The 20,757-nt window shown below is 71.0% G+C and carries 24 protein-coding genes and 1 pseudogene; 11 read left to right on the plus strand and 14 right to left on the minus strand.

What is annotated here, in order from left to right; all coding sequences use genetic code 11:
* Window positions 1-52: 52 nt before the first annotated feature.
* The 3 genes from ABEB28_RS37875 to ABEB28_RS37885 form a co-directional block, all read right to left on the minus strand.
* Window positions 53-904: a DUF72 domain-containing protein gene (locus ABEB28_RS37875; protein WP_345733123.1), complete on the minus strand. Its 852-nt coding sequence runs from the start codon at window positions 902-904 to the stop codon at window positions 53-55.
* Between the two features lie 131 nt (window positions 905-1,035).
* A complete protein-coding gene (locus ABEB28_RS37880; protein WP_345733124.1) occupies window positions 1,036-2,328 on the minus strand; it encodes a glycosyltransferase 87 family protein in 1,293 nt (430 codons plus the stop codon).
* Between the two features lie 100 nt (window positions 2,329-2,428).
* Entirely contained in the window at window positions 2,429-2,890 is a 462-nt protein-coding gene (locus ABEB28_RS37885) for a YybH family protein (protein WP_345733125.1), read from the minus strand.
* A 229-nt stretch (window positions 2,891-3,119) separates the two neighbouring features.
* On the opposite strand from ABEB28_RS37885, the gene ABEB28_RS37890 reads away from it, so the two are divergent.
* Window positions 3,120-4,505: an acyltransferase family protein gene (locus tag ABEB28_RS37890; RefSeq protein ID WP_345733126.1), complete on the plus strand. Its 1,386-nt coding sequence runs from the start codon at window positions 3,120-3,122 to the stop codon at window positions 4,503-4,505.
* The gene (locus ABEB28_RS37895) at window positions 4,492-4,908 is read left to right on the plus strand and encodes a hypothetical protein (protein WP_345733127.1); all 417 of its coding nucleotides are present in this window, start codon (window positions 4,492-4,494) and stop codon (window positions 4,906-4,908) included. Before ABEB28_RS37890 ends, ABEB28_RS37895 begins: the two co-directional genes overlap by 14 nt.
* Here ABEB28_RS37895 and ABEB28_RS37900 read toward each other — a convergent pair.
* Both ABEB28_RS37900 and ABEB28_RS37905 read right to left on the minus strand, forming a co-directional pair.
* Window positions 4,905-5,291 carry a VOC family protein gene (locus ABEB28_RS37900; RefSeq protein ID WP_345733128.1) on the minus strand — a complete coding sequence of 129 codons (387 nt, stop codon included), beginning with the start codon at window positions 5,289-5,291 and terminating at the stop codon, window positions 4,905-4,907. The genes ABEB28_RS37895 and ABEB28_RS37900 overlap by 4 nt on opposite strands.
* The gene (locus ABEB28_RS37905) at window positions 5,288-6,073 is read right to left on the minus strand and encodes an arsenate reductase/protein-tyrosine-phosphatase family protein (protein ID WP_345733129.1); all 786 of its coding nucleotides are present in this window, start codon (window positions 6,071-6,073) and stop codon (window positions 5,288-5,290) included. Before ABEB28_RS37905 ends, ABEB28_RS37900 begins: the two co-directional genes overlap by 4 nt.
* Window positions 6,074-6,258: 185 nt before the next feature.
* Between ABEB28_RS37905 and ABEB28_RS37910 the strand changes: the two genes are divergently transcribed.
* Window positions 6,259-8,067, plus strand: coding sequence for a glycoside hydrolase family 15 protein (locus ABEB28_RS37910; RefSeq protein ID WP_345733130.1), 1,809 nt, complete (start codon window positions 6,259-6,261; stop codon window positions 8,065-8,067).
* 19 nt (window positions 8,068-8,086) lie between these two features.
* On the opposite strand, the gene ABEB28_RS37915 is transcribed toward ABEB28_RS37910, so the two are convergent.
* From ABEB28_RS37915 to ABEB28_RS37925, 3 genes are all read right to left on the minus strand, one after another.
* The gene (locus ABEB28_RS37915; protein WP_345733131.1) at window positions 8,087-8,428 is read right to left on the minus strand and encodes a gamma-glutamylcyclotransferase family protein; all 342 of its coding nucleotides are present in this window, start codon (window positions 8,426-8,428) and stop codon (window positions 8,087-8,089) included.
* Between the two features lie 148 nt (window positions 8,429-8,576).
* The gene (locus ABEB28_RS37920) at window positions 8,577-9,347 is read right to left on the minus strand and encodes an aminoglycoside phosphotransferase family protein (protein ID WP_345733132.1); all 771 of its coding nucleotides are present in this window, start codon (window positions 9,345-9,347) and stop codon (window positions 8,577-8,579) included.
* Between the two features lie 268 nt (window positions 9,348-9,615).
* The gene (locus tag ABEB28_RS37925; RefSeq protein ID WP_345733133.1) at window positions 9,616-9,996 is read right to left on the minus strand and encodes an ester cyclase; all 381 of its coding nucleotides are present in this window, start codon (window positions 9,994-9,996) and stop codon (window positions 9,616-9,618) included.
* Between the two features lie 106 nt (window positions 9,997-10,102).
* Here ABEB28_RS37925 and ABEB28_RS37930 point away from each other — a divergent pair, with 106 nt between their 5' ends.
* From ABEB28_RS37930 to ABEB28_RS43280, 3 genes and pseudogenes are all read left to right on the plus strand, one after another.
* The gene (locus ABEB28_RS37930; protein ID WP_345733134.1) at window positions 10,103-10,693 is read left to right on the plus strand and encodes a TetR/AcrR family transcriptional regulator; all 591 of its coding nucleotides are present in this window, start codon (window positions 10,103-10,105) and stop codon (window positions 10,691-10,693) included.
* Between the two features lie 354 nt (window positions 10,694-11,047).
* Window positions 11,048-12,886: pseudogene (locus tag ABEB28_RS37935) on the plus strand (putative bifunctional diguanylate cyclase/phosphodiesterase); the annotation flags it as partial.
* 140 nt (window positions 12,887-13,026) lie between these two features.
* Entirely contained in the window at window positions 13,027-13,305 is a 279-nt protein-coding gene (locus ABEB28_RS43280) for an EAL domain-containing protein (protein ID WP_425559050.1), read from the plus strand.
* Window positions 13,306-13,332: 27 nt separating this feature from the next.
* Here ABEB28_RS43280 and ABEB28_RS37940 read toward each other — a convergent pair whose 3' ends face one another.
* Window positions 13,333-14,211: a tetratricopeptide repeat protein gene (locus ABEB28_RS37940; RefSeq protein ID WP_345733136.1), complete on the minus strand. Its 879-nt coding sequence runs from the start codon at window positions 14,209-14,211 to the stop codon at window positions 13,333-13,335.
* Between the two features lie 148 nt (window positions 14,212-14,359).
* On the opposite strand from ABEB28_RS37940, the gene ABEB28_RS37945 reads away from it, so the two are divergent.
* The gene (locus ABEB28_RS37945; RefSeq protein WP_345733137.1) at window positions 14,360-14,935 is read left to right on the plus strand and encodes a TIGR03086 family metal-binding protein; all 576 of its coding nucleotides are present in this window, start codon (window positions 14,360-14,362) and stop codon (window positions 14,933-14,935) included.
* On the opposite strand, the gene ABEB28_RS37950 is transcribed toward ABEB28_RS37945, so the two are convergent.
* Both ABEB28_RS37950 and ABEB28_RS37955 read right to left on the minus strand, forming a co-directional pair.
* The gene (locus ABEB28_RS37950) at window positions 14,901-16,043 is read right to left on the minus strand and encodes an RNA ligase RtcB family protein (protein ID WP_345733138.1); all 1,143 of its coding nucleotides are present in this window, start codon (window positions 16,041-16,043) and stop codon (window positions 14,901-14,903) included. The genes ABEB28_RS37945 and ABEB28_RS37950 overlap by 35 nt on opposite strands.
* A 140-nt stretch (window positions 16,044-16,183) precedes the next feature.
* Window positions 16,184-16,606, minus strand: a complete 423-nt coding sequence (locus ABEB28_RS37955) for a hypothetical protein (protein ID WP_345733139.1) — start codon at window positions 16,604-16,606, stop codon at window positions 16,184-16,186.
* 116 nt (window positions 16,607-16,722) lie between these two features.
* Here ABEB28_RS37955 and ABEB28_RS37960 point away from each other — a divergent pair, with 116 nt between their 5' ends.
* The gene (locus ABEB28_RS37960; protein ID WP_345733140.1) at window positions 16,723-17,526 is read left to right on the plus strand and encodes a helix-turn-helix domain-containing protein; all 804 of its coding nucleotides are present in this window, start codon (window positions 16,723-16,725) and stop codon (window positions 17,524-17,526) included.
* A 16-nt stretch (window positions 17,527-17,542) separates the two neighbouring features.
* Here ABEB28_RS37960 and ABEB28_RS37965 read toward each other — a convergent pair whose 3' ends face one another.
* A complete protein-coding gene (locus ABEB28_RS37965) occupies window positions 17,543-17,734 on the minus strand; it encodes a hypothetical protein (protein ID WP_345733141.1) in 192 nt (63 codons plus the stop codon).
* A 133-nt stretch (window positions 17,735-17,867) separates the two neighbouring features.
* On the minus strand, window positions 17,868-18,398 hold the full coding sequence (locus ABEB28_RS37970; protein WP_345733142.1) for an NUDIX hydrolase: 531 nt from the start codon (window positions 18,396-18,398) through the stop codon (window positions 17,868-17,870).
* Between the two features lie 43 nt (window positions 18,399-18,441).
* Here ABEB28_RS37970 and ABEB28_RS37975 point away from each other — a divergent pair, with 43 nt between their 5' ends.
* From ABEB28_RS37975 to ABEB28_RS37985, 3 genes are all read left to right on the plus strand, one after another.
* Window positions 18,442-18,768 (plus strand): PadR family transcriptional regulator, encoded by a 327-nt coding sequence (locus ABEB28_RS37975; protein WP_345733143.1) that lies wholly within the window; start codon window positions 18,442-18,444, stop codon window positions 18,766-18,768.
* Window positions 18,765-19,604: a hypothetical protein gene (locus tag ABEB28_RS37980; protein WP_345733144.1), complete on the plus strand. Its 840-nt coding sequence runs from the start codon at window positions 18,765-18,767 to the stop codon at window positions 19,602-19,604. The genes ABEB28_RS37975 and ABEB28_RS37980 overlap by 4 nt, the downstream gene beginning before the upstream one ends.
* Window positions 19,605-19,694: 90 nt before the next feature.
* Window positions 19,695-20,279 carry a phosphoribosyltransferase family protein gene (locus tag ABEB28_RS37985; RefSeq protein WP_345733145.1) on the plus strand — a complete coding sequence of 195 codons (585 nt, stop codon included), beginning with the start codon at window positions 19,695-19,697 and terminating at the stop codon, window positions 20,277-20,279.
* Between the two features lie 177 nt (window positions 20,280-20,456).
* Here ABEB28_RS37985 and ABEB28_RS37990 read toward each other — a convergent pair.
* Window positions 20,457-20,757 (minus strand): hypothetical protein (locus tag ABEB28_RS37990; protein ID WP_345733146.1); only part of this gene is annotated, 301 nt, incomplete at its 5' end.

Raw genomic sequence — 20,757 nt, forward strand, 5'->3', positions numbered from 1 at the left:
GCGACCAAAGTCGACGTGCGCAGTAACTATCGTCTGCTCGGGGCGTCGGACGCTAGAACAACGTCAGCGGCTCGACCGGAGCCGGATCGGGCAGCGCGGCCAGCCCGGGGATCCGGACCCGGACCTCGTCGTGGAAGCGGCGGGCGAGGGCGGGCGCGTCGGCGTTGTCCGGAGTGTGGACGAACACCGTCGGTGAACGGCCCTCCCGCAGCCAGCCGACGACGGTCTCCACCCACGGCTGCCAGCCCTCGACGGTCCGCGCGGTGTCGTCCCGGCCGAGGTACCGGACGATCGGCCGGTCGGTCAGGGCGATCGAACGCCGCGCCACCCGCGGCTTCTTCGTCCAGGCGTCCCGTTCGGCGTCGCTCGTCGGCGGCGATCCGAAGAGCGCGGTCGTGTCGAACGGCACCCACTCGGCGCCGACCGTGGCGAGCACCTGTTCGAGCGCGCCGGTCGCGCGGGCGTCGTCGAAGAACGCCGGGTGACGAACCTCGACCGCGTACCGGAAGGAACCGGGAAGGCGCCGGAGGAAGCTCGCGAGCACGGACAGGTCGGACGGGGCGAACGAGCCGGGCAGCTGGATCCAGAGCGCGTGCGCTCGCGGGCCGAGCGGTTCGACCGCGTCCAGGAACGCCCGGACCTCCTGGTCGACGCCGGTGAAGCGGCGCTCGTGCGTGACGATTTTCGGGAACTTCACCACGAACCGGAAGCCCGGGTCGGTCTGCTCGGCCCAGGTTGCCACGGTCTCCCGCGGCGGCGTCGCGTAGAACGTCGTGTTGCCCTCGACCGCGTCGCACCATCCCGCGTAGGCCCGCAGGCGCTCACCGGCCGGCAGCGGGTGCGGGACGAATCGCCCCTGCCACGGTCGGTGCGTCCACATCGCGCACCCGACGGCAAGCCGCACGTGCCCAGCCTCGCTCTCCGCTCGCGTGGTCGACGTCCCAGCCTACTGTCGTGAGTCAGAGGTTCGTCACCGAGAAGTAGAAGGCAGACGGCTGGTGAAGCCGGGCGCGGACGCATCAACGCGTCAAGACACTAGGTGGCCAAGAGCGGAGACGGGGTGCCGCGGTGGCCAGGCTCGGTCTTCCCGTCCTTCTCGGTTCGCTCGTCCGCTTCGTCGCGCTCGTCCGGGGTCTCGTCGCGCTTCTCCGCCTCCGCGGGCTCCGGATCCGGCGGCGGAGGCTCCAGCAGCCGGCTGCCGCGGACGTCCCGCAGCAGCTCGTACGCCGCGATCACCAGCGCCACGAGCATCAGCGCGGACAGGACCTTGCGGTCCACGTACGTCCCCGGGGGCCCGCCCCGCAGCATGAACGGCAGGTACGACAGGAACGACCCCGCCTGGACGATCAGCGGGAGATACCAGCGCCGGGGCACGTAGAAGGCGAGGACGAGCGTCAGTACGTCGGCGAGGTAGAAGTAGCGCTCGTGCATCCGGGGCTGGAGGAACGGCACCAGAATCGCGAAGCACGCGGCCGCCGTGACGATCCGCGTCCGGTCCAGCTCGGTGCGGGTCGCGGTCAGTACCCAGCAGATACCGAGCACCACCGCGGCGGCGAGCAGCGTCCCGATCGCGGCCATCTCCACGGCGCCGACCCGCACGTCGAAGAACTGGTAGATGGTCGGCCCGCCGCGGGTCAGCCGCTTCGGGTCGTCGAGCTGGTGAATGTAGAGCGTCAGGACCTCGATCGGGTCCCTCCCGATCAGCATGATCGGGACGTCGATCGCGACGTAGACGACCGGCGCGATGAGCAGCGTCCGCCAGCGCACCAGACCGGCCAGCAGGAGAAGCGCGAGCACCGGGAAGATGAAGACGCCCAGCGGCTTGAACGCGTAGGCGAGCGCGCAGAACGAGACCGCAAGCCACGGCCGGTCGCGGAGGAAGAAGTAGAGCGCTCCGACCGCGAACGACGCCCAGATCGAGTCGCACTGGCCGTACATCGACGCGTTGAGGACCACCGTCGGCATCAAGACCGTGATCAGCGCGGCGGCGGTCGGGATCCGCCAGCCGCGGTACCGGAGCGCGACGATGCGGTAGACGAACCAGGCGAGCACCACGTCGAAGACGACGAAGATCGCCTTGAGGTTGAACAGCAGCTCGCCGGGAAGCCAGCCGGCCAGCATCAGCAGGTACAGGAACGGCGCGTTGTAGTTGCCGACCGGAGAGTCCCAGCCGTGCTCCTGTAAGTGGGCGTACCAGTCGAAGAAGACCCGCATGTCGTCGGTGACGTAGTCCCGCCCGACGAGCCGGGCAGCCACGGCGATCGCCACCAGGGCGGCCAGCACGGCCCACTCGGAGGCGGGAATCGATCGCAGGCGTTGCACACTCATGCCAGGAGAACTCCGTCAACCGGGGGCTTCGAGCACCGCAAGGCGCGCGCGATGATCGTAATAGGCCCGTCACGCGCGCCGTACTCGGCCGTGACAACCGCTAGGTCTCGCCGCGGGCCAGGCGCGCGAACTGGTCGAACGGAATCTGCCGCACCAGCGGGTCGGCGTGCCGGTGAACGATCTCCCACCGCTCGCCGGCCCGGCGGAACACCAGCGTGACCCGCAGCGACCAGTCCTGGTCGGGGTAACCGCCGACCTCGCCGTGCTGTCGCTCCACCGCCACCAGGACGGCCAGCGACCCGGAGACATAGGACTCCACCACGTCCAGCCAGGCCTCGCCGGAAGCGAAGAACTCCGCGGTCGCGGCCGCGCCCTCTTCGGTGTAGACGAAGCCGCGCGACGTCTCCCCGCCGTAGGGCGGCATCAGCGTGTAGTCGTCCGGGTGGTCGAAGAGCGAGAGGTAGTGGTGGATGTCGCCGCGAATGTACGCGGCCGCCGCCTCGTCCATCGCCCTGATCAGCTCGGCCAACTGATCCTCGGTGATCTCCGCCTCCGCGGTCATGGCGACATCATCCTCCGCCGAGCAGCGGCGGGCGAGGCCTCCGCGGAGATCGGGCGAGATCGGGTGGTTCCCGGAGTGTTCGGACCGGCGCAGTTCACCCGAGTTAGGGACCTGCTGTGATTCAGCGCTCATACGGCTTGAAACGGATCTCTAAGCTGTGTGATCTCTCAGGATTCACACTTGTCCGCGTAGGTTGCAGACGTCACCGATCGCTTGGAGTTTCTCGTCGATGACCGCGTCCGTCGGCTCCCGCCTGCCCTCCGCACGCCCACGCGAGCTGTATCTGGACGCGTTACGGACGGCCGCGATCGTGCGGGTCGTGGTCTACCACACCTTCGGCGGAGCGTGGCTGAGCTGGGCTTTCCCCGCCATGGGCGTGATGTTCGCGCTGGCCGGCGGGCTGATGGTGAAGTCGTTGGACCGGCAGCCGGCGACCACCGTGATCCGGAACCGCGTGCGCCGGCTGCTTCCGGCGCTGTGGCTGTTCGGCGCGGTCATGATCCCGGTGATGATCTGGCAGGGTGGCGCACTGGGCACCTGGTCCGATTCGGACACCGGCGACCCGATACCGCTCTGGCACCTGGTGTTCTGGCTGGTGCCGATCTTCGATCCGCCCGGCAACGAGTGGGGCGAGAACGCCACGGTCGTGCTCTGGTACCTGCGCACCTACCTGTGGCTGGTCGCGCTCAGCCCGCTGCTGCTCCGGGCATTCCGCAAGTGGCCGGTCCCGACGCTGATCGCTCCGCTGGGCATCATCGTCGCGCAGGCGTTCGGGCTGATTCCCGAGGCGGACGACGGTCTGCTCTGGGCGCTCCTCTCCGACCTCGGCATCTTCGCGCCGTGCTGGATCCTGGGGTTCGCCCACCGCACCGGCGCGCTCAACCGGATTCCGGTCCCCGCGTTGCTGACGTTCGTCGCGGTTGCCGGGGGCGCCGGCATCGCGTGGGCGCTCACCCACCCGTCGGAGACCGACACCGGGTTCTCCTACGACCTCAACGCGATCCCGATCGCGCAGGCGCTCTGGTCGATGGCGATCATCGTCCCCCTGCTGCGGTTCGCTCCGGAGGCGAGCTGGATCGGCCGGACGCCGGTCCTGGGTCGGTTCGTCGCGCTGGTGAACGCGCGAGCCGTGACCATCTATCTGTGGCACAACATCCTGATCGACATGTCGTACCTGATCAGCGAACGGATGGAGGGGATCGGGGGGATCTGGGAGTCCGGCATCACGTACCACCCCGCCTGGATCTTCGGCACGACGTGGGTGCTGATCCTGTTGGCGGTCGTGGTGTTCGGGTGGGTGGAGGATCTGGCCGCCCGGCGACGTCCGCGGCTCTTCCCGGTCGGTCCGTCCGCGGCCGCGCAGCGCGCGGCGCACGAGGCGGCGGCCGCCGATCCACCCATTGCCGATCCACGGAGCTATCCACCGGGCGCCGACTGGCGCGGTGATCCCGCGCACGTACCGGCTGCCCGCGGGTCCGCTCCCCCATCCCAGGCCGGTGGCTACCCGTCGGCCGCGCATCCGTACGGCCCCGGGCCGGTGCACCCGGAGGGCTACTCGACGCCGGAGCCCGGCTACTCCGGCCGACACCGCGGGCGGCGGCGTGCCGACCGTTGAGCCGCCGGACCGACCCACTCCGTCGACCGCGGTCTCGGCCGAGGCGACCGCGAAGCAACTGGTCGTCCTCGCGGCCGCGATGGCGCTGCTGTGGCTCGTCGTCGGCCGGGACAGCGTCTCGCCCGCGTACGCCTCGGACCGCCCGACGCAGGCCGAACGCGCCGCCGTGTACCGCGTCGATTGGAAGGCACCCAGCGGCCGGTGGGAGGTGTGGGCCTGGGGGGTGGCCCCCGAGTCGCGGCGGAGCATGCTCACCCAGGCCCGCAAACGCTCCTGTATCCGGAGGTCACCTACCCACCGGTGCCGGGTGACGGTCGAGGCCGTGGTGGACAGTGTCTCCGCCGCGCACGCCTATCGGCGCTCCCGGTGCGAGGCCGTCGAGGACCCGCCGCCCGGTTGTTAGCGCCTAGCCGGTTGGAACAGCTCGATCAGGTTGCCTGCCGGATCGCCGACGAGGATCTGCCGACCGCCGGGGCCGGACACCGGCTCGCTGCGGAACGACACGCCCGCGCCCTTCAGCCGGTCGATCTCCGCGTCCAGGTCGTCGACGACGAGGTGAATGCGGTTCCGGCCCGGGCCGGACGCCTCCGCCGGAGTGGCCCGGGTGCCGGAGCTCGCGGGCCCGGACAGCAGCAGCCGCAGCGGTCCACGGACGACGTCGGCGAACGCGGTCGGCGCGGGACTGTCCTTCAGCGTGAAGCCGAGGTGAGCGGTGTAGAAGTCGACGGCGGCCGGGACGTCGTCGACGACGTAGCGGACGCTCGCGTACTCCTCCGATGTGGTCATGACACAGCCTCCTTCGGGCTGGTGGTGGTGAGGACCGGCAGGAGGTGCCTCACCCGGGTGTCGATGTCGGCGGCGGTCCGGGAGAACACGGTGGGACCGCCACCGGAGGGGTCGGCGACGCTCCAGTGCATCCGCCGGGACGCAGCGCCGAACTCCGGGCAGACCTCGCGGGCCTTGTCGCAGAGCGTGATCACGAAGTCGAAGCGGCGGCCGGTGAGCGTGTCGAGATGCCGCGGCCGGGCGTCGGCGACGTCGATGCCGTAGTCGTCCCGCAGCACCCGCACCGCGTCGGGGTGCAGCTGCGGACGTGGTGCGCTCCCGGCGCTGATCACCGTCACCGCCTCGGCGGCGTGCGCCCGGAGCAGTGCCTCCGCGATCGGGGAGCGCGCGCTGTTGCCCGTGCAGACGAACAACACCGCCGGACGGTCGTCGGGCCCCGGGGGAAGCGGATCCCCCGCCGACCCCGACCGGGTCGTCCGCAGGGCCGGGTGCAGCGCGGGGTGCAGGGCCGCTCCGGCGCCGGTGAGCCCGTCGGCGCAGCGGTCGAGGTCCAGGTGGTAGTAGGTGTCCCGGCCGTCGAAGCTGCTCCGCCCGGCGGTGACCAGGCCTTCGTCGCGCAGGAGTCGCAGGTGGTAGGAGACCAGGTTCTGCGGCTCACCGACCCGCGCGACCAGCTCGCGCACCCGCAGGTCGCTGGAGGCCAGCTCGGCCAGTAGCTGCCAGCGCAGCGGATGCCCGGCGAGACGCACGAACGCCGGAACGGATCGGCTCGACGAGGCCATACCCGACGATACATCAAACTGGCTTGATCTATCACCCATTCACCGAGGCAGTCCCTGCACGGCCGGCTTCCGGGAGCTGACCGGCGGTTCGACAGCGCGGCGGGGTGGGCATGGTGGGAACGTCCGCACCGGACTTCGCAACGACCACGCCGCCGCCACGACCACGCAGCCGCCGGGAGACCGCCATGCCTCTAGCGATCGAGGACTACGCCGTCATCGGAGACACCCACACCGCCGCGCTGGTCGGCAAGGACGGATCCATCGACTGGCTGTGCGTCCCCCGCTTCGACTCGGGCGCGATCTTCGCCGCGATTCACGGCACCGAGCAGCACGGCCGCTGGCTGCTCGCCCCGGCCAGCCCGGTCCGCGCGGTCCGGCGGCGGTACCGCGGCGACACGCTCGTGCTGGAGACCGAGTTCGACACCGACGAGGGCACCGTCCGGGTCATCGACTTCATGCCACCGCGCGGCGAGGCACCGGACGTCGTCCGGATCGTGGAAGGCGTGCGGGGCCGCGTGCCGATGCGGATGCACCTCCGGCTGCGCTTCGACTACGGGCGGGTCGTTCCGTGGGTGTACCGGGAGCAGGGCGACCTGGTCGCCGTCGCCGGGCCGGACGCGGTCTGGTTGCGCACGCCGGTCGAGACGTACGGCGAAGACCTCGCGACCCACGCGGAGTTCTCGGTCGGCCCCGGCGACCGCGCACCGTTCATCCTGACCTGGCGGCCCTCGCACCTGCCGCCGCCGGAGCCGCTGGACCCGGTCGTCGAGCTGGGCGCCACCGAGGGTTACTGGCAGGGCTGGATGTCGGCGTGCACGTACGAGGGCGAGTGGCGCGAGGCCGTCGTCCGCTCGCTGCTGACGCTGAAGGCCCTGACCTACGCGCCGACCGGCGGGATCGTCGCCGCGGCGACGACGTCACTGCCGGAGGCGCTCGGCGGGGTCCGCAACTGGGACTACCGGTTCTGCTGGCTGCGCGACGCCACGATCACCCTGCAGTCGCTGCTCTACTCCGGATTCCAGGCCGAGGCGCAGGCCTGGCGCAAGTGGCTGCTGCGGGCGATCGCCGGCGACCCGGCGGAGATGCAGATCATGTACGGGATCGCCGGTGAGCGCCGGCTGACCGAGTACGTCGCCGACTGGCTGCCCGGCTACGACGGCCTCCCGGTGCGGATCGGCAACGCCGCCGCCGAGCAGTTCCAGCTCGACGTCTACGGCGAGGTGATGGACGCGCTGCACCAGGGCCGCCGCTCGGCGTTGAAGGCCCACGATCCGGCGTGGGGCCTGCAGGTGAAGCTGATGGCGTTCGTGGAGGAACACTGGCGGGACCCGGACGAGGGCATCTGGGAGGTCCGCGGCGGCTCGCTGCAGTTCACCCACTCCAAGCTGATGGCGTGGGTGGCCGCCGACCGCGCGGTCAAGGGCGTGGAGCAGTTCGGCCTGTCCGGCCCGGCCGAGCGGTGGCGCGCGCTGCGGGACGAGATCCGCGCGGACATCCTCACCCACGGGTACGACGAGAAGCGGCAGACGTTCACCCAGTCGTACGGCTCGACCGAGCTCGACGCGGCGCTGCTGATGGTGCCGCTCGTCGGTTTCCTGCCCGCCGACGACCCGCGGGTGCGCGGTACCGTCGCCGCGATCGAGCAGGAGCTGCTCGTCGACGGCTTCGTCCAGCGTTACACCCAGCCTCCGGAGCCCGGCGTCGACGGTCTGCCCGGCGGCGAAGGGGCCTTCCTGGCCTGCTCGTTCTGGCTCGCCGACAACTACGCGTTCGCCGGGCGCCACGACGAGGCGCGCGAACTGTTCGAGCGCCTGCTGGCGCTGCGCAACGACGTCGGCCTGCTGTCGGAGGAGTACGACCCGAAGGCTGGGCGGCTGGTCGGCAACTTCCCGCAGGCGTTCAGCCACGTGCCGCTGATCGACACCGCCCGCAACCTGACGTCGGCCCGCGGTCCCTCCGAGGCACGGCACGAAGAGCACAACCGACGGACGTAGGACTCGGGGTTGGGTTTCGCTAGCGGCCCGGGTCCGTGGCGAGCGTGTACACGTGGACGGAGACGGTGCGCCCGTCGGGGCACCGGGCCGCGGCGAGCACCCGCCGGTACCCGTCCCCCTCGAACTCGTCGAGGCGTTCCCAGTGCTCACCGAGCGAGCGCGCGGTGAAGACGAGCCCCTCGACCTCCGGCCCGCGCTCGTCCAGGACGATGCCCGGGTACCCCAGGTCGGCTCCCCAGCCCTCTTTGCGGAGGTGCCCCCGGATCGTCGCCGGCTCCCAGGTGCCGGCGAGATCGGCGAGGACGTGCTCGTTGGGTCGCCCCGGCGCCAGGCTGCCGTACACGAACAGCCGGTCGGTCATGCTGTCGACTCCACCGACCGAGACTGCATACGACGCAGCCTACGAGAACGCCGATGCCGGCGCGGCCGCTACCGATAACCGTCCGGAACGCATTTTCCGCCGCTGGCGGGCTCGGTAGGAGCGCCGCAGGGCGCCGCCCACCGCAAGTTCATTCGAACAGGTCGCGGTGGGCGCGGCTCCACTCGACCCGCTCGGCCACCTCGTCCAGCACACCCGCGTCCCGCCAGGCGACCTGCGGTTGTCGTCCCTGGGCGGCGAGCGCGCGGGCACGCCGCCCTACCTGCTCCTGCTGGGTGATGACCTCGTCCACCAGACCCGCGGTCGACGACAGCCCGTAGGCCTCGGCAAAGCGTTCCAGCCGTCGACGCCGGTCGGGCGCGGCGGGGTACCGCAACGACTCGCGGCAGAACTGGTCGTCGCGGAACGGCGCGACGTACTCCAGCGCGTAGGCGACGTCGTGGACCGGCCGAGCCGGCCAGGCGTAATCCCAGTCGAGGCTGCCGACCGGCTCGCTCCCCCGCCACACCAGGTTCCACGGACCGAAGTCGCCGTGGCACACCAGCTCGTCCGGCCCGACGGCACCCGCGCAGGCGGCCCATCCGGCCGTCGCGTCCGGCCGGAAATCGCGGACCGCGTCGTGGTAGGCCCGCAGCAGCCGAGCCATCGCGCGGAGTCCGGCGTCCTCGACCACCCTCCCCCAACCGTCCGCGCCGGAGTCCCCGTCGAGGTAGGTCAGGACCTCGCGCCCGTCCGCATCGATGCCGAGCAGCCGCGGCGAGAACGGGAACCCGACGCGCTCCAGGTGCAGCAGGAGCTCGTGCACACTCGTCGACCACGGATGCAGTGGCCGCCGCACGGTGTCGCCGATGCGGACGACCCGCCGATGGGGCTCGTCCTGCAGCACCTGCTCGTCGGCCATGCCGCGGAGGCTAGCGCGGCGACCACGAACGTTCCTCGGGTCCGACGCGTCGTGCGGCACAGGTCCCGGCAGCAGGATGGGCTGCTGCGCGTGTGCAGTTGTGCAGGCTGTAGCAGGTCAAATTGCACACGCATCGCGCATCGCTTGCGCAGAACCGGACTCTAGGGCTGGTATCGGGCGCTCAGCTTGCTTCCCAACGCACTCCGCCTCCGACGTCAGCGACCCCGGCGAATGATTGTGATCACCGCACTCGCCGGACGTCGCCCGGTCAGCCGAGGAGCTCCTCCGGGCTGGCCGACGACGGGAATCCGGTGCTCGCTCCCCACATCTCCGCGAACCGGCCGTCGACGACGCGGAAGATCTCGAACAGCTCGGGCGGCGTGCCCTCCGTGGTCGCGACCCCTTCGACCGCCGAGCGAACGGCGGCCTTGTCACCGTCGACCAGGATGTCCTGCGCCACCACCCGCATGCCGGGGAACCGAGCGGTGAGCGCGCGCCAGGCGTCCCGGCCGGCGTCGAATCCGGTAGCGGCGAGCGGATGGCTGACGAAGTCGGGCGTGTGCAGGTCGGCGGCGTCGTCGAACTGGCGGGTGTTGAAGCACTCCTGCATCCGCCGCACCAGGGTGCTGACGTCTTCGGGTCCGGCCATCGGCGTCTCCTCTCCTCGGGCTGGGACCGCGCGGCAGTAAGCGGTGCGCCGCCCCGGTTAGGCCTCAGCGTAGCCGGTGCGCCGCCCCGGTTATGCTCGAACCACGATGTCCACGCCACCAGCCGTCCCCGGCAGCGACCGCGAGCTGCGCGCCGACGCGCGTCGCAACCGGGAGCGCGTGCTGCGCACCGCGCAGCAGTTGTTCGCGACGGAGGGCCTGGGAGTGTCGCTGGACGAGATCGCCCGCCGTGCGGGCGTCGGCCCCGGCACAGTGCACCGGCACTTCCCGGCCAAGGAGGCCCTGTATCTCGCCGTCGCGACCGACATGCTGCAGGCGCTGGTGGCCGAGGCGGAAGCACTCGTCGCCGGCGACGATCCCGCCGCGCTCTTCTCGCTGCTGTCCCGGATGATCACCACGGGCGCGGAGAACGCGGCGGTCAAGAGCGCGCTGACGGCGGCCGAGTTCGACTTGCGCACCGCCGCCCCGGACCTCGCGGCAGCGCTCACGCGTCACGTCGCGGACCTGCTGGAGCGCTCCCGCGCAGCCGGCTCCGTGCGCCCGGACGCCACTGCCGACGAGGTGATGGCGCTCGTCGCCGGAGCGTTCGCCGCGATCCGGCACGCCGGCGCCGAGACCAGCCGCGAGCGCTCGGCGCACCTCGCCCAGCTCATCCTGGACGGCCTGCGGCCGCGGTGAGCAACCCGCCGAAAAGAGTAAGCCGCACCGGAGCCGCAACCGACGGAACCCCGTCTCGCACCCTGGCCGCGATCAGATGGCGGCATGCCCCGTCTCGCTGGTTCTCCCGGTGACACCCGCCTCGACGGGGTGTCCCGGCGTGGGCTCGCCTACGTCGTCGTCGGTGGCGCGCTGGCGGTGGCCACGCTGGTCGCGCCGATCGACTGGCGCGCCGCCTTGTACCTGGCCGCCGTGGCACTCGGCGCCGGAACGCTGGTCTGGGGGGTGCTGCGCAGTCGGCGCTGCGGCTCCCGGTGGGCCGGCGGACTGCTCGCGGCCGGGGTACTGCTCCGGGTCGTCGCCGACCTGGGCTGGATGGGGCACGTGGCGCTCTACGGGCCGGAAGTTCCGGCGACGTCGTGGTCCACCGCGAGCTACGGCCTGCACTATCTCGTGCTCTCCGCGGGGGTGGTCGCGCTGCGCGACCGCCGAGCGCCGTCCCGGATCGGCCTGCTGGACGCCGGGATCACCACTGCCGGCCTCCTGCTCCCGGCCTGGACGTTCGCGGTCGAGCCGTATCTGCACGCGGGCCACGCGTCGACCGCGACGGCCGCGGCCACAGTCGGTTACGTCGCGTGCGACCTACTGCTGCTCGCCTGCGTCGCCCGACTGCTGATCGGCTCGTTCCTGCGGACGACCGGGTCCCGCCTCCTCGCGGCCGGGCTCGGCGTGCTGCTCGTCGCCGACGGTTTTTACCTCGGTGGCACGGCCCTCACCGGCTCGACCGAGGCGCTGCCGCCCGCCAACTTTGGCTGGGCCGTGTCCTACCTGCTGTTCGGTGCGGCGGGTGCCTGGTACGCGCGGGCGGCGTCCGACGTCCGTGTGCTGCCTGCGCCGCCGCCGGCCAAACCGGCGCCGCGGCCCACCGGCGACCGGCTCACCTGGCGACGGGCCGGCGTCTTCGCGCTGGTGGCGATCTCGGCTCCGGTGTTCTGGGTGATCGACGGAGCGGACGGTGGAGGCCAGCTGTCCGGCCCGGCCGACCGCGTCGTGCCCGCCGTCATCGTCGCGGTGCTCTCCGCGCTGCTCATCGTCCGCCTCGTGGTGGTGGCGAGGGTCGCCCAGGCGCGCGCGGCCGAGCTGGCCGAGCGCGAGCTCGCGCTCAGTGCCGCGCTCGAGCGGCAGGAAGCGCTCCAGGAGCAGCTGGCCGCCCGCGCACTGCGCGACCCGCTCACCGGGTTGGGCAACCGCGCGCTGCTCGCCGACCGGCTCACCGCGGCGCTGGCTGCCGGCCCGGGCGCGCTCACCCTGCTGCTCTGCGACCTGGACGGGTTCAAGGAGGTCAACGACACCCTCGGCCATCCGGTCGGCGACGAGCTCCTGCTCGAGGTGGCCGCGCGTCTGCGGGCCGGTGTGCCGGACGAGGCGACGGTGGCCCGGCTGGGCGGCGACGAGTTCGCCGTGGTCCTGCCGACGGCCGACGCGGACGCCGCCCAGCGGCTGGCGGACCAGATCGTCGCCGGGCTCGCCACGCCGTACCCCATCGCCGACCGGCACCTGCACGTCACGACGAGCGTCGGCGTGCTGGTCGCGGATGCCTCGACCACGTCGGCCAGCGACGCTCTACGCGACGCGGACCTGGCGCTCTACGCGGCCAAGAACGCCGGCAAGAACCAAGCGGTCGTCTTCACACCGGAGCTGCGGGCCGCGCGGCTCGCCCACAGCCGGCTCGTCGCGGGGCTGCGTGACGCGCTGGTCGCCGATGGCCTCCGCCTGGACTACCAGCCGGTCGTCGATCTGCACAGCGGCCGCTGCCAGGCCGTGGAGGCCCTGCTGCGGTGGACCGACGCCGACGGCCGGTCGGTGCCGCCGAGCCAGTTCATTCCGGTGGCCGAGGAGAACGGGCTGATCGTGCCGATCGGTGCGTGGGTGCTGCGGCGCGCGTGCGCGGAGGCAGCGGCCTGGTACCGCACCGACGGCGTCGCGGTCGCGGTCAACGTGTCCGGAGTGCAGCTGGCCGATCCCGGCTTCGTCGACGTGGTGACCGACGCGCTGGCGGCGGCGGGCCTGCCCGGGGCGGCGCTGATCCTCGAGGTGACCGAGTCGGTGCTCGTGACCGGCGGTGACCTGCCGGCCGCGCAGATCCGCGAGCGGCTGACCAGGCTGCGGGCGGCCGGGGTCCGCGTCGCGATCGACGACTTCGGCACCGGCTACTCGTCGCTGGCCGCACTGCGTCAGCTCCCGGTCGACATCCTCAAGATCGACAAGAGCTTCATCGCCGGCTCCCCCGACACGGGCCCGGNGCCGCACTGCGTCAGCTCCCGGTCGACATCCTCAAGATCGACAAGAGCTTCATCGCCGGCTCCCCCGACACGGGCCCGGCCGATCCGACGTTCACCCGGGCGATCCTCCACCTGGCACGCAGCCTGCAGCTCACCGCGATCGCCGAGGGCATCGAGACCGAGGAACAGGCTGCGATGCTCCGGGCTCTGGGCCGCCCGATGGCGCAGGGCTACCTGTTCGCCCGGCCGGCGCCGGCCGCCGCGATCACCGCCTACCTCGACCGGGACCGTGGCGCGGCGGAGCGACGCTGGCTGGACCACGTCCCCGCGGCACTGACGCTGCAGGCCTGACCGCCCGAGCAGGGTGCTGACCGCCGGCTACGGGACGACCGAGCCACCACCGCGGATCGTCGCGGCGTCCTCGGGCCGCCCCATCCGCTGGTAGGTCGTCGCCAGGCTCGTCCGGCACTTGACCGCGTTCGGATGATCGTCGCCCAGCGCTCGACCGAACCGTCGCAGCGTGTCGGTCAGCAGCTCGGCCGATTTCGCGTACTGCCCGATCTCGCGGTAGCTGACACCCAAGTTGTGGCTGGTCTGCAAGGTGTCGGGATGGTCGGGACCGTGCATCCGCCGCCGGATGGCGAGGTTGGTCTCGTGCAGGTCGACCGCTTTGGCGTGCCCGTGGACCTCGCTGGTGTTCGCGGCCACGTTGTTGCGGATGGTGAGGGTCGCCGGGTGCTCCCGCCCGAGGGTGCGCTCCGCCATGCGGAGCGCACGGCCGTTGATCTCCAGTGCGTGTTCGTACTGCCCGGACGCCGAGTAGCAGGCGGCAAGATTGACGACGGTGTGGAGGATGTCGGGATGGTTGGGGCCGAGCACCCGTTCCTTCGCCGCGAGAACGTCCCGGTGGATCTGGGCGGCCTCCGCCGGCGACCCGGTCTCGGTCAAGATCATGGCGAGGTTGTTGCGGGCCGCCAGCGTGTCCGGATGGTCGCGGCCCAGCACCCGCTCGGACGCTGCGGCCGCCCGGCGCTGCCAGGTGAGGGCCTCCGCGTGCCGGCCCCTCGCCCAGAGAGTGATCGCCAAGTAGCTGGTGCGCGCGATGGTGTCCGGGTGGTCAGGCCCGAGAAGCCGCTCCGACGTGGTGAGGACCCGCTGCTGCAGCTCCGAGGCCTCACCGTATCGGCCCTGCTGGTAGAGCGAGATCGCGAAATCGCTGTCGCGGTAGAGGCTCTCCTCACTCGGCCGGTTGTCCACCCTTGCCTCCTCGAGGTCACCGGAGCACGCTCGCGCCGATTACAGTGCACCCGATCCTCGCAACGGACGCCGACCGCCGCCTCGCGATCCCCGAAGTCGGGTACGGCTGACGAGCGGACACACCCGAGCCCGGAAGGGGCGCACTCCGATGGGACTGTCTGATCTCGACTCCGCGACGCGGCACCGCCAGATCGCGGCCACCTTCACCGATCGCGCCCGCGGCGCCGAGCGGTGGGACGCCCCCGCGCCGGTGTCCGGTTGGACGGCCCGCGACGTGGTGCGCCATCTCGTCGAATGGTTCCCCCCGTTTCTCGCCTCCGGCGCCCAGGTCGTCCTACCCGGCGGGCCGAGCGTGGACGACGACCCGGTCGGCGCCTGGCTGACCCAGAGCGACGCCGTGCAGGCACTGCTCGACGACCCGGACACGCCGCAGCGGGTGCTGGTCAACCGGCACCTCGGCGAGATACCGCTGGATCAGGCGATCGACCGGTTCTACACCTCGGACGTGTTCATGCACACCTGGGACCTGGCTCGCGCCACCGGACAGGACGATCGGCTCGATGCCGAGTTCTGCGCCACGCTGCTGGCCGAGATGGAGCCCATCGAGGACGTCATCCGCTCCTCCGGTCAATACGGCCCGCGCGTACCCACCCCGGACGACGCCGACGTCCAGACCCGGATGATCGCGTTCATCGGCCGCGACCCGCTCTGGAAGCCCGCTTAGTCGACGAACGCCCGCCGAGCTCCGCCGTCTTGTAGGTGACCACGGGCAGAGTGGACAGGACCGGAGTGGCCAGGCCGTGCTCGACGAGGTCGCCGATCACCCGGTCGATCCGCTTGTACGCGGTCGGCGCCTCCTCGAAGAGCAGTTGCCGGTCGCCGCAGACCACCACCGAACCCTTGAGCGGCCGCCGCAACTCCTCCACCGTGTGCTTGGCCTTACCGCGGCGCAGCGCATCGGCACGGGACATCTTGCGACCGGCGCCGTGCGCGACCGAGTAGCCGGCTTCGGGTCCCGCATGGCCGGCCACCAGGTAGGAGTGCGTGCCCCGGGTGCCGGCGATCAGCACGTCCCGGCCGTCGCCCGGCGCTGCGCCCTTGCGGTGGAGGTAGCGCCCGTCGCGCACCTCCACCGAGTTGTGACACACGTCGACGATCGCCGCGGAGCGCTCGGCCCCGATCGCGTCGGCGACGCGGGCGGCCATCAGGCGACGGTTGAGCGACCCCCAGCGAACCGCGTCGTCGTGCGCCGCGAGATACGCCGCGCAGTCGACCGCCGGACCCGCGCCGTGCACCTCGGTGTGCGCGCGGAGGATCCGCTCCCCCAGGCCGCGCGATCCGCTGTGCACGATGAGCACCAGGTCACCGGAGGTGAGGTCGTGGCGAGCCGCCCGCTCCGGCTCCAGAACGCTGTCGACCCTGGCGAGTTCGGCGAAGTGGTTGCCGCGACCGACCGTGCCGAGGCCCTCGGTCCAGCCGGCCGGGATCTCCTCGTCCACGTCCTCCGGGTCGACCGGTCGGTCGAGGTCGGGGAACCGCGCGGCCAGCTTCTCCGGGTCGAGACGCCTGAGCCGGACCGGGAAGACGGCGATCCCGCAGCCGATGTCGGAGCCGACCAGGAACGGATAGAGCACCGACGACGTCATCGCGGCGCCGATCGGTGCGCCCTTGCCCGGGTGCAGGTCGGGCATCCCGGCGACGTGGACCATCCCGTCCAGCGCGGCGACCCGGTCGCACTGCTCGCGGGCGTCGAACTCGATCCAGCTCTGCGGGGAGGCGAAGATCGTGACGGACGCACGGGTACCCGACACAACGGTGTGCTGATCAGACAAGACGAACTCTTCCCAGAAGAAGCACGGCCGGGCGCCGAGAGGCCCGCCGCCAACGAACGGAGGTGAACTGCTCTGGGGACAAGTCGTCAGTACGTCATGCCGCACAGGTTCGCAGAGTGCGCAGAACCCAGCAATTGATTTCAGCCCTCGATGAACTGGTAGTCGCTGACGATGCGACCGTCCTCGCCGAGTTCGAGCACCTCCAGCCCGACGCCGGCCACGTCTCCGTCGGCGCGGGACACCATCTCCCAGCGAAACTTGACGACGTTCCGGAGCCGGTCGGCGTCGCCGCGGGCCCGGAACTCGAACGTTCCCGGTGCGATGAACTCCTCGTACGAGCGCGTCACCCGCAACTCCAGCGCCGCGTGCCCACGCGCCTCCAGCACGAGGCGGTGGAACCCGAGTCCTTCCGCTGCCGAGCGCATCTCCGCCGGCGGCTGCAGGAGGTGGACCGCGTCGTCGGACCAGAGCGCGCGTACGGCGGCGCGACGGCGTTCCGCGTCGGGCTCACTCCAGACGGCGACGTAGCGGTCGGTGAGGTCCTGCAGGACTGTCTCAGCCATGATGATTCCTTGACTCGTGGATGATCGCTTCGGCCACGACTCTGCGGGGCCCGAGGGACTCCGACAATTCCCCGCGGGGAATCGCCGACCGGCACACCACCCACTACGCAGGAGGAATGATCACCGAATCGGCGAGCGCCGGACTCGCGAGCTCGTTGCGCACCTGGCGCACCCGCCGACGCGTCAGCCAACTGGAACTGGCGCTGCGAGCGGGCACCACCCAGCGGCACGTCAGCTTCATCGAGAGCGGACGGTCGGTTCCCGGCCGGTCGATGATCATCCGGCTGGCCGAGTCGCTCGAGGTACCGATCCGGGAACGCAACGAACTGCTCCTCGCCGGGGGATACGCGCCCGCCTACCCCCGGACCGACCTGGACGACCCCCAGTTGGCGCCGGTCCGGACCGCTCTCGACCGCATCCTGCACGGCCACCTGCCGTACCCGGCCGTGATCGTCGACCGCCACGGCGACCTGGTCTCCGCCAACGCCGGGTTCGACGCGATCACCGCCGGGGTGGACCCGCTACTGCTCACCCCACCGGTGTGCGTGCCTCGCGTCCTGCTGCATCCGCAGGGACTCGCTCCCCGCATCGTCAACCTCGACGAATGGGCCTGGCACGTCGTCGATCGGCTGAACGCCGAGAGCGTGCGAAATCCGACCGACCGGCTCCGCAGCCTCGTCGACGAACTCGTCGCGCTGGCGCCGCCGCGCCCACGGCACCTCTCCCCCGGTCACCTGGGCTTCGCCGTACCGCTGCGCCTCCGCGCGCGGGACCCGGAACGCCCGGAGCTCCGTCTGATCACGACGCTCACCCACTTCGGCACCGCGACCGACGTCACCATCGCGGAGCTGCGGTTGGAGGCGTTCCTCCCGGCCGACGAAGCCACCGGCGCCGCGCTGACCGCCCTCGTCAGAGGGTGACCGCGGCGTGGGCCGCTCAGGCTGGTCGGAGACGACCGGTCCGCACCCAGCCCAGCCAGGCACGACGAAGGGGGCCAACGGCGCCCAGGAACGCCACCACCGAGGCTGTCAGGAGCCAGACCGCGAACGGATCCGGTGTCCAGAACCACCCGATCAGTAGAAAGAGCGCGAGTGGACCGGCCACCGCGCGTACCACCGCTGCGATCACCACTCCACCCTATCGGCGCGGCTCCACTCCAAGGGCGGCCCGAAGGGGGCCGATCGCGGTCGCTGTCGGCGGCGTCGAGTGGATCCCCAGCCCGCGGCACTCGGCTTCCGGCGGCCGGGCCGCAGCGTCCCTGTCACCTCGACGACGAGTGGACTACGCGCCTGGCGATCTCTGCGTCCAGCGGACTCATGTCCTCACTGACCGGCTCGGACGGCAGCCACCAGCGAAATGCCAATGCCTCGTCGTTCGCTCTCAACCGAGGGACGAATTCGAGCCGAGCCAAGTACACCGCCAGCGATTCCCGGCGCTCCGGCCTCCTGAGATCGAACTCGGCAACCGCGGCAAGTGACAGCGGCACTCCTCGGATGCCGGTTTCCTCATCCAGCTCCCGGGCGGCGGCTTCCCGGGGTGTTTCACCCGGCTCCCGCATGCCGCCGAGCAGCTCCCACTGCCGTCGCCGGCTGTCGAAGATCATCAGGACCGCGCCGACGCAGAGGACAACGACCAAAGATGCCGGCACGGCCGCTCGCGCGGTCAACGGCTCCAGCGGCTCGTCCGCGGCCGAACGAAGGCCGACCGAAACGTTGCCCACACGATCGTGGAGCGGGAGCTCGGCCATGACGGCCATCCAACACCAACCGTCAGCGAGGACCGCGCCGCGCATCGATGATTTACATATGTAGGTGACCGCACTATTATGCCGGCCTATGAGAGAGCCGACGTACTACATCCTTGCTGCGCTCCAGGACGAGCCGCTCTACGGCTACGCGATCCTCAAGCAGGCTGAGGTTCTCTCCCGGGGCCGGATCCGGCTGTCCACCGGCACGCTGTACTCGGCGTTGGACCGGTTGACCGGCGAGGGTTACGTGCGGGTGGTGAAGGAGGAGATCGTGAACGGCCGGGCCCGGCGGTACTACACGACCACCCCCGAGGGCGAAGCTGCGCTGCACGCGGAGGCGGTACGCCTGGCCGACGCCGCGCGCCTGGTCGTTGACCGCGCCGCACGGCTGGCCCGCCGGCCGGGTATCGCATGAAGTGGTTGCTGTACCTCTACCCGGCTGAGTATCGACGCTCGCGGGGACCGGAGTTGCTCGCGACGCTGGAGGAGGCGGCCTCCGACGGGCGACCGGAGTTCTTCGGCCTGGCGCTGGGGGCCCTGCGCGCGCACGCGAGCCACGCTCACCGGGGCAGTTGGTTGGCTGCGACTCGGGTCGCCGCGCTGACGGTCCTGGTCTCGACGATCGTGAGCGCACCCCTGCGCATCGGCTTCGTCCTCAGTGTCGGACCGTCGACCGAGTGGGAGATGTTCGAGCCGGACCTGCCAGGCATGGCAGCACTGCCGTTCGGTTTGGTCGCGGTGGTGGCCATTCTGCATGGGCGGTATCGGAGCGCTGCTGTGGCGGCCGCGGCTGCGTTCGGGGTGGCCGCGACGGTGCTCAGTCTGCAGGACGGCGCCGTCCACGGGGCGTACCTGCGGTACCCGGTCGCAGCCGTGCTGCTGCTACCGCTGTTCAGTGCTGATCCGCGTCCGGCGCGTGGATTGCTCAGATATGTTCCACTCCTGCCTTTGCTCTACGTCGCTGCAGATCACCGTGAGCCGCTATGGGCAGGCGGAGATATTGGGATCGCCATCATGCTCTGTATCGGCGCGGCGCTCTGGACCCTCGTGGACGAGCGTGTTCCGATCGCGGTCGGACTGTTTCTGCTGAGCCACGGGCTCGTCCAAATCCTCGCTCCCGTGCTGTTCACCGCCCACGCCGGGGACGACGTCCCTCCTGTCTACTTGTTCTCGACAGTCTTCACCGCGATCCCACCGGCCCTCTTGCTGACCGTCGCCGTTTTCGCCGTCCGCCGTCGCGCCCACCTATGACGGTGAAGGTATGAGCGACTGAGCGTTGAGGTGTGGCGTGAGCGGATGACGGGCTGAGCAGGCGATACGTCATAATTGATACTGGGCGGCGTGACCAATCAAGGACGCGGTCAGCGGCCGAAGGCCGATGCCGATCGCGAGTTGCAGATCGATCTCCGCGCGGCCTTCCGGTGGCGCAGCGACCGCACCGACGATCAGGAGATGGCCGACCCGACCGGCTGGTGGGCCGATCCAATCATCCTCTCCCGGCTCGGCCCGGCACTGGCCGCCTCGTTCGCCGACCAGCGACCCACGATCGTGCTGGGCCTACAGTCTCGCGGCAGCCTGCTGGGGGCGTTGGTCGCCCTCCACCTGCAGGTCGGGCTCGTCGAGATTCGTAAGGACCCCCGACCGTCAACCGACAGCGACCGCTGGCTGACCACCCGCACGGCACCGGACTACCGCGACCGCCACCTGGAGCTGGGGGTACGACGGGATCACCTCAACGCCGGCCAGCGCGCGCTGCTGGTCGACGATTGGATCGAGACCGGCGGGCAGGCGAGGGCGGCCCGCACTCTGGTCGAGGCCGCCGGGGCCCGCTGGTGCGGCGCCGCCGTCATCGTCGACGGACTTCACAACAGCCGTCTTCGACGCGACCTCCACGTTCGATCCCTGCTCAACATCCGCGACCTCTAGTAAGGCCGACCGGCGGCATGGTGGCTCTTTGTTGATGTGCCTCCCGCTCGACCCCGCCTCGCGATAGGCCGGTCAGCCGCCCGCCGTGGCGCCCGAGCCCATTCGCCGTCACCACTGCGACAGAGCGTCTCACCGCTCTGGCTTTGTCGGCGAACTTCGGGGTGCGGCGAGGCGCGGTCAGCTGGTGTAGAAGTACTGGTCGTGGTCGAGGCTGGCGCCGAGTTCGGCGAGCCGCTGGATCGTGGGCGCTGAGTAGCTGATCGCAGCACTGGACACGATGGGCTCGCCCCCGTCGCGGTAGCCATGGGCCTCGATGACCAGCGTCATGCCGACCTGAAGACCCAGCGTCCGACAGGCCTCCCGGACTCCATCGGCGAAGGGTGCGACCGCGTCCAGGAGCGCGACCAGGACGGACTCGCTGTAAGGGGTGTCCTGCGGTGGGAGTTCGTAGCGCCTGTTGCGTGCCGGGTTTGATGGA

Source organism: Cryptosporangium minutisporangium, from assembly GCF_039536245.1.
Classification (GTDB): domain Bacteria; phylum Actinomycetota; class Actinomycetes; order Mycobacteriales; family Cryptosporangiaceae; genus Cryptosporangium; species Cryptosporangium minutisporangium.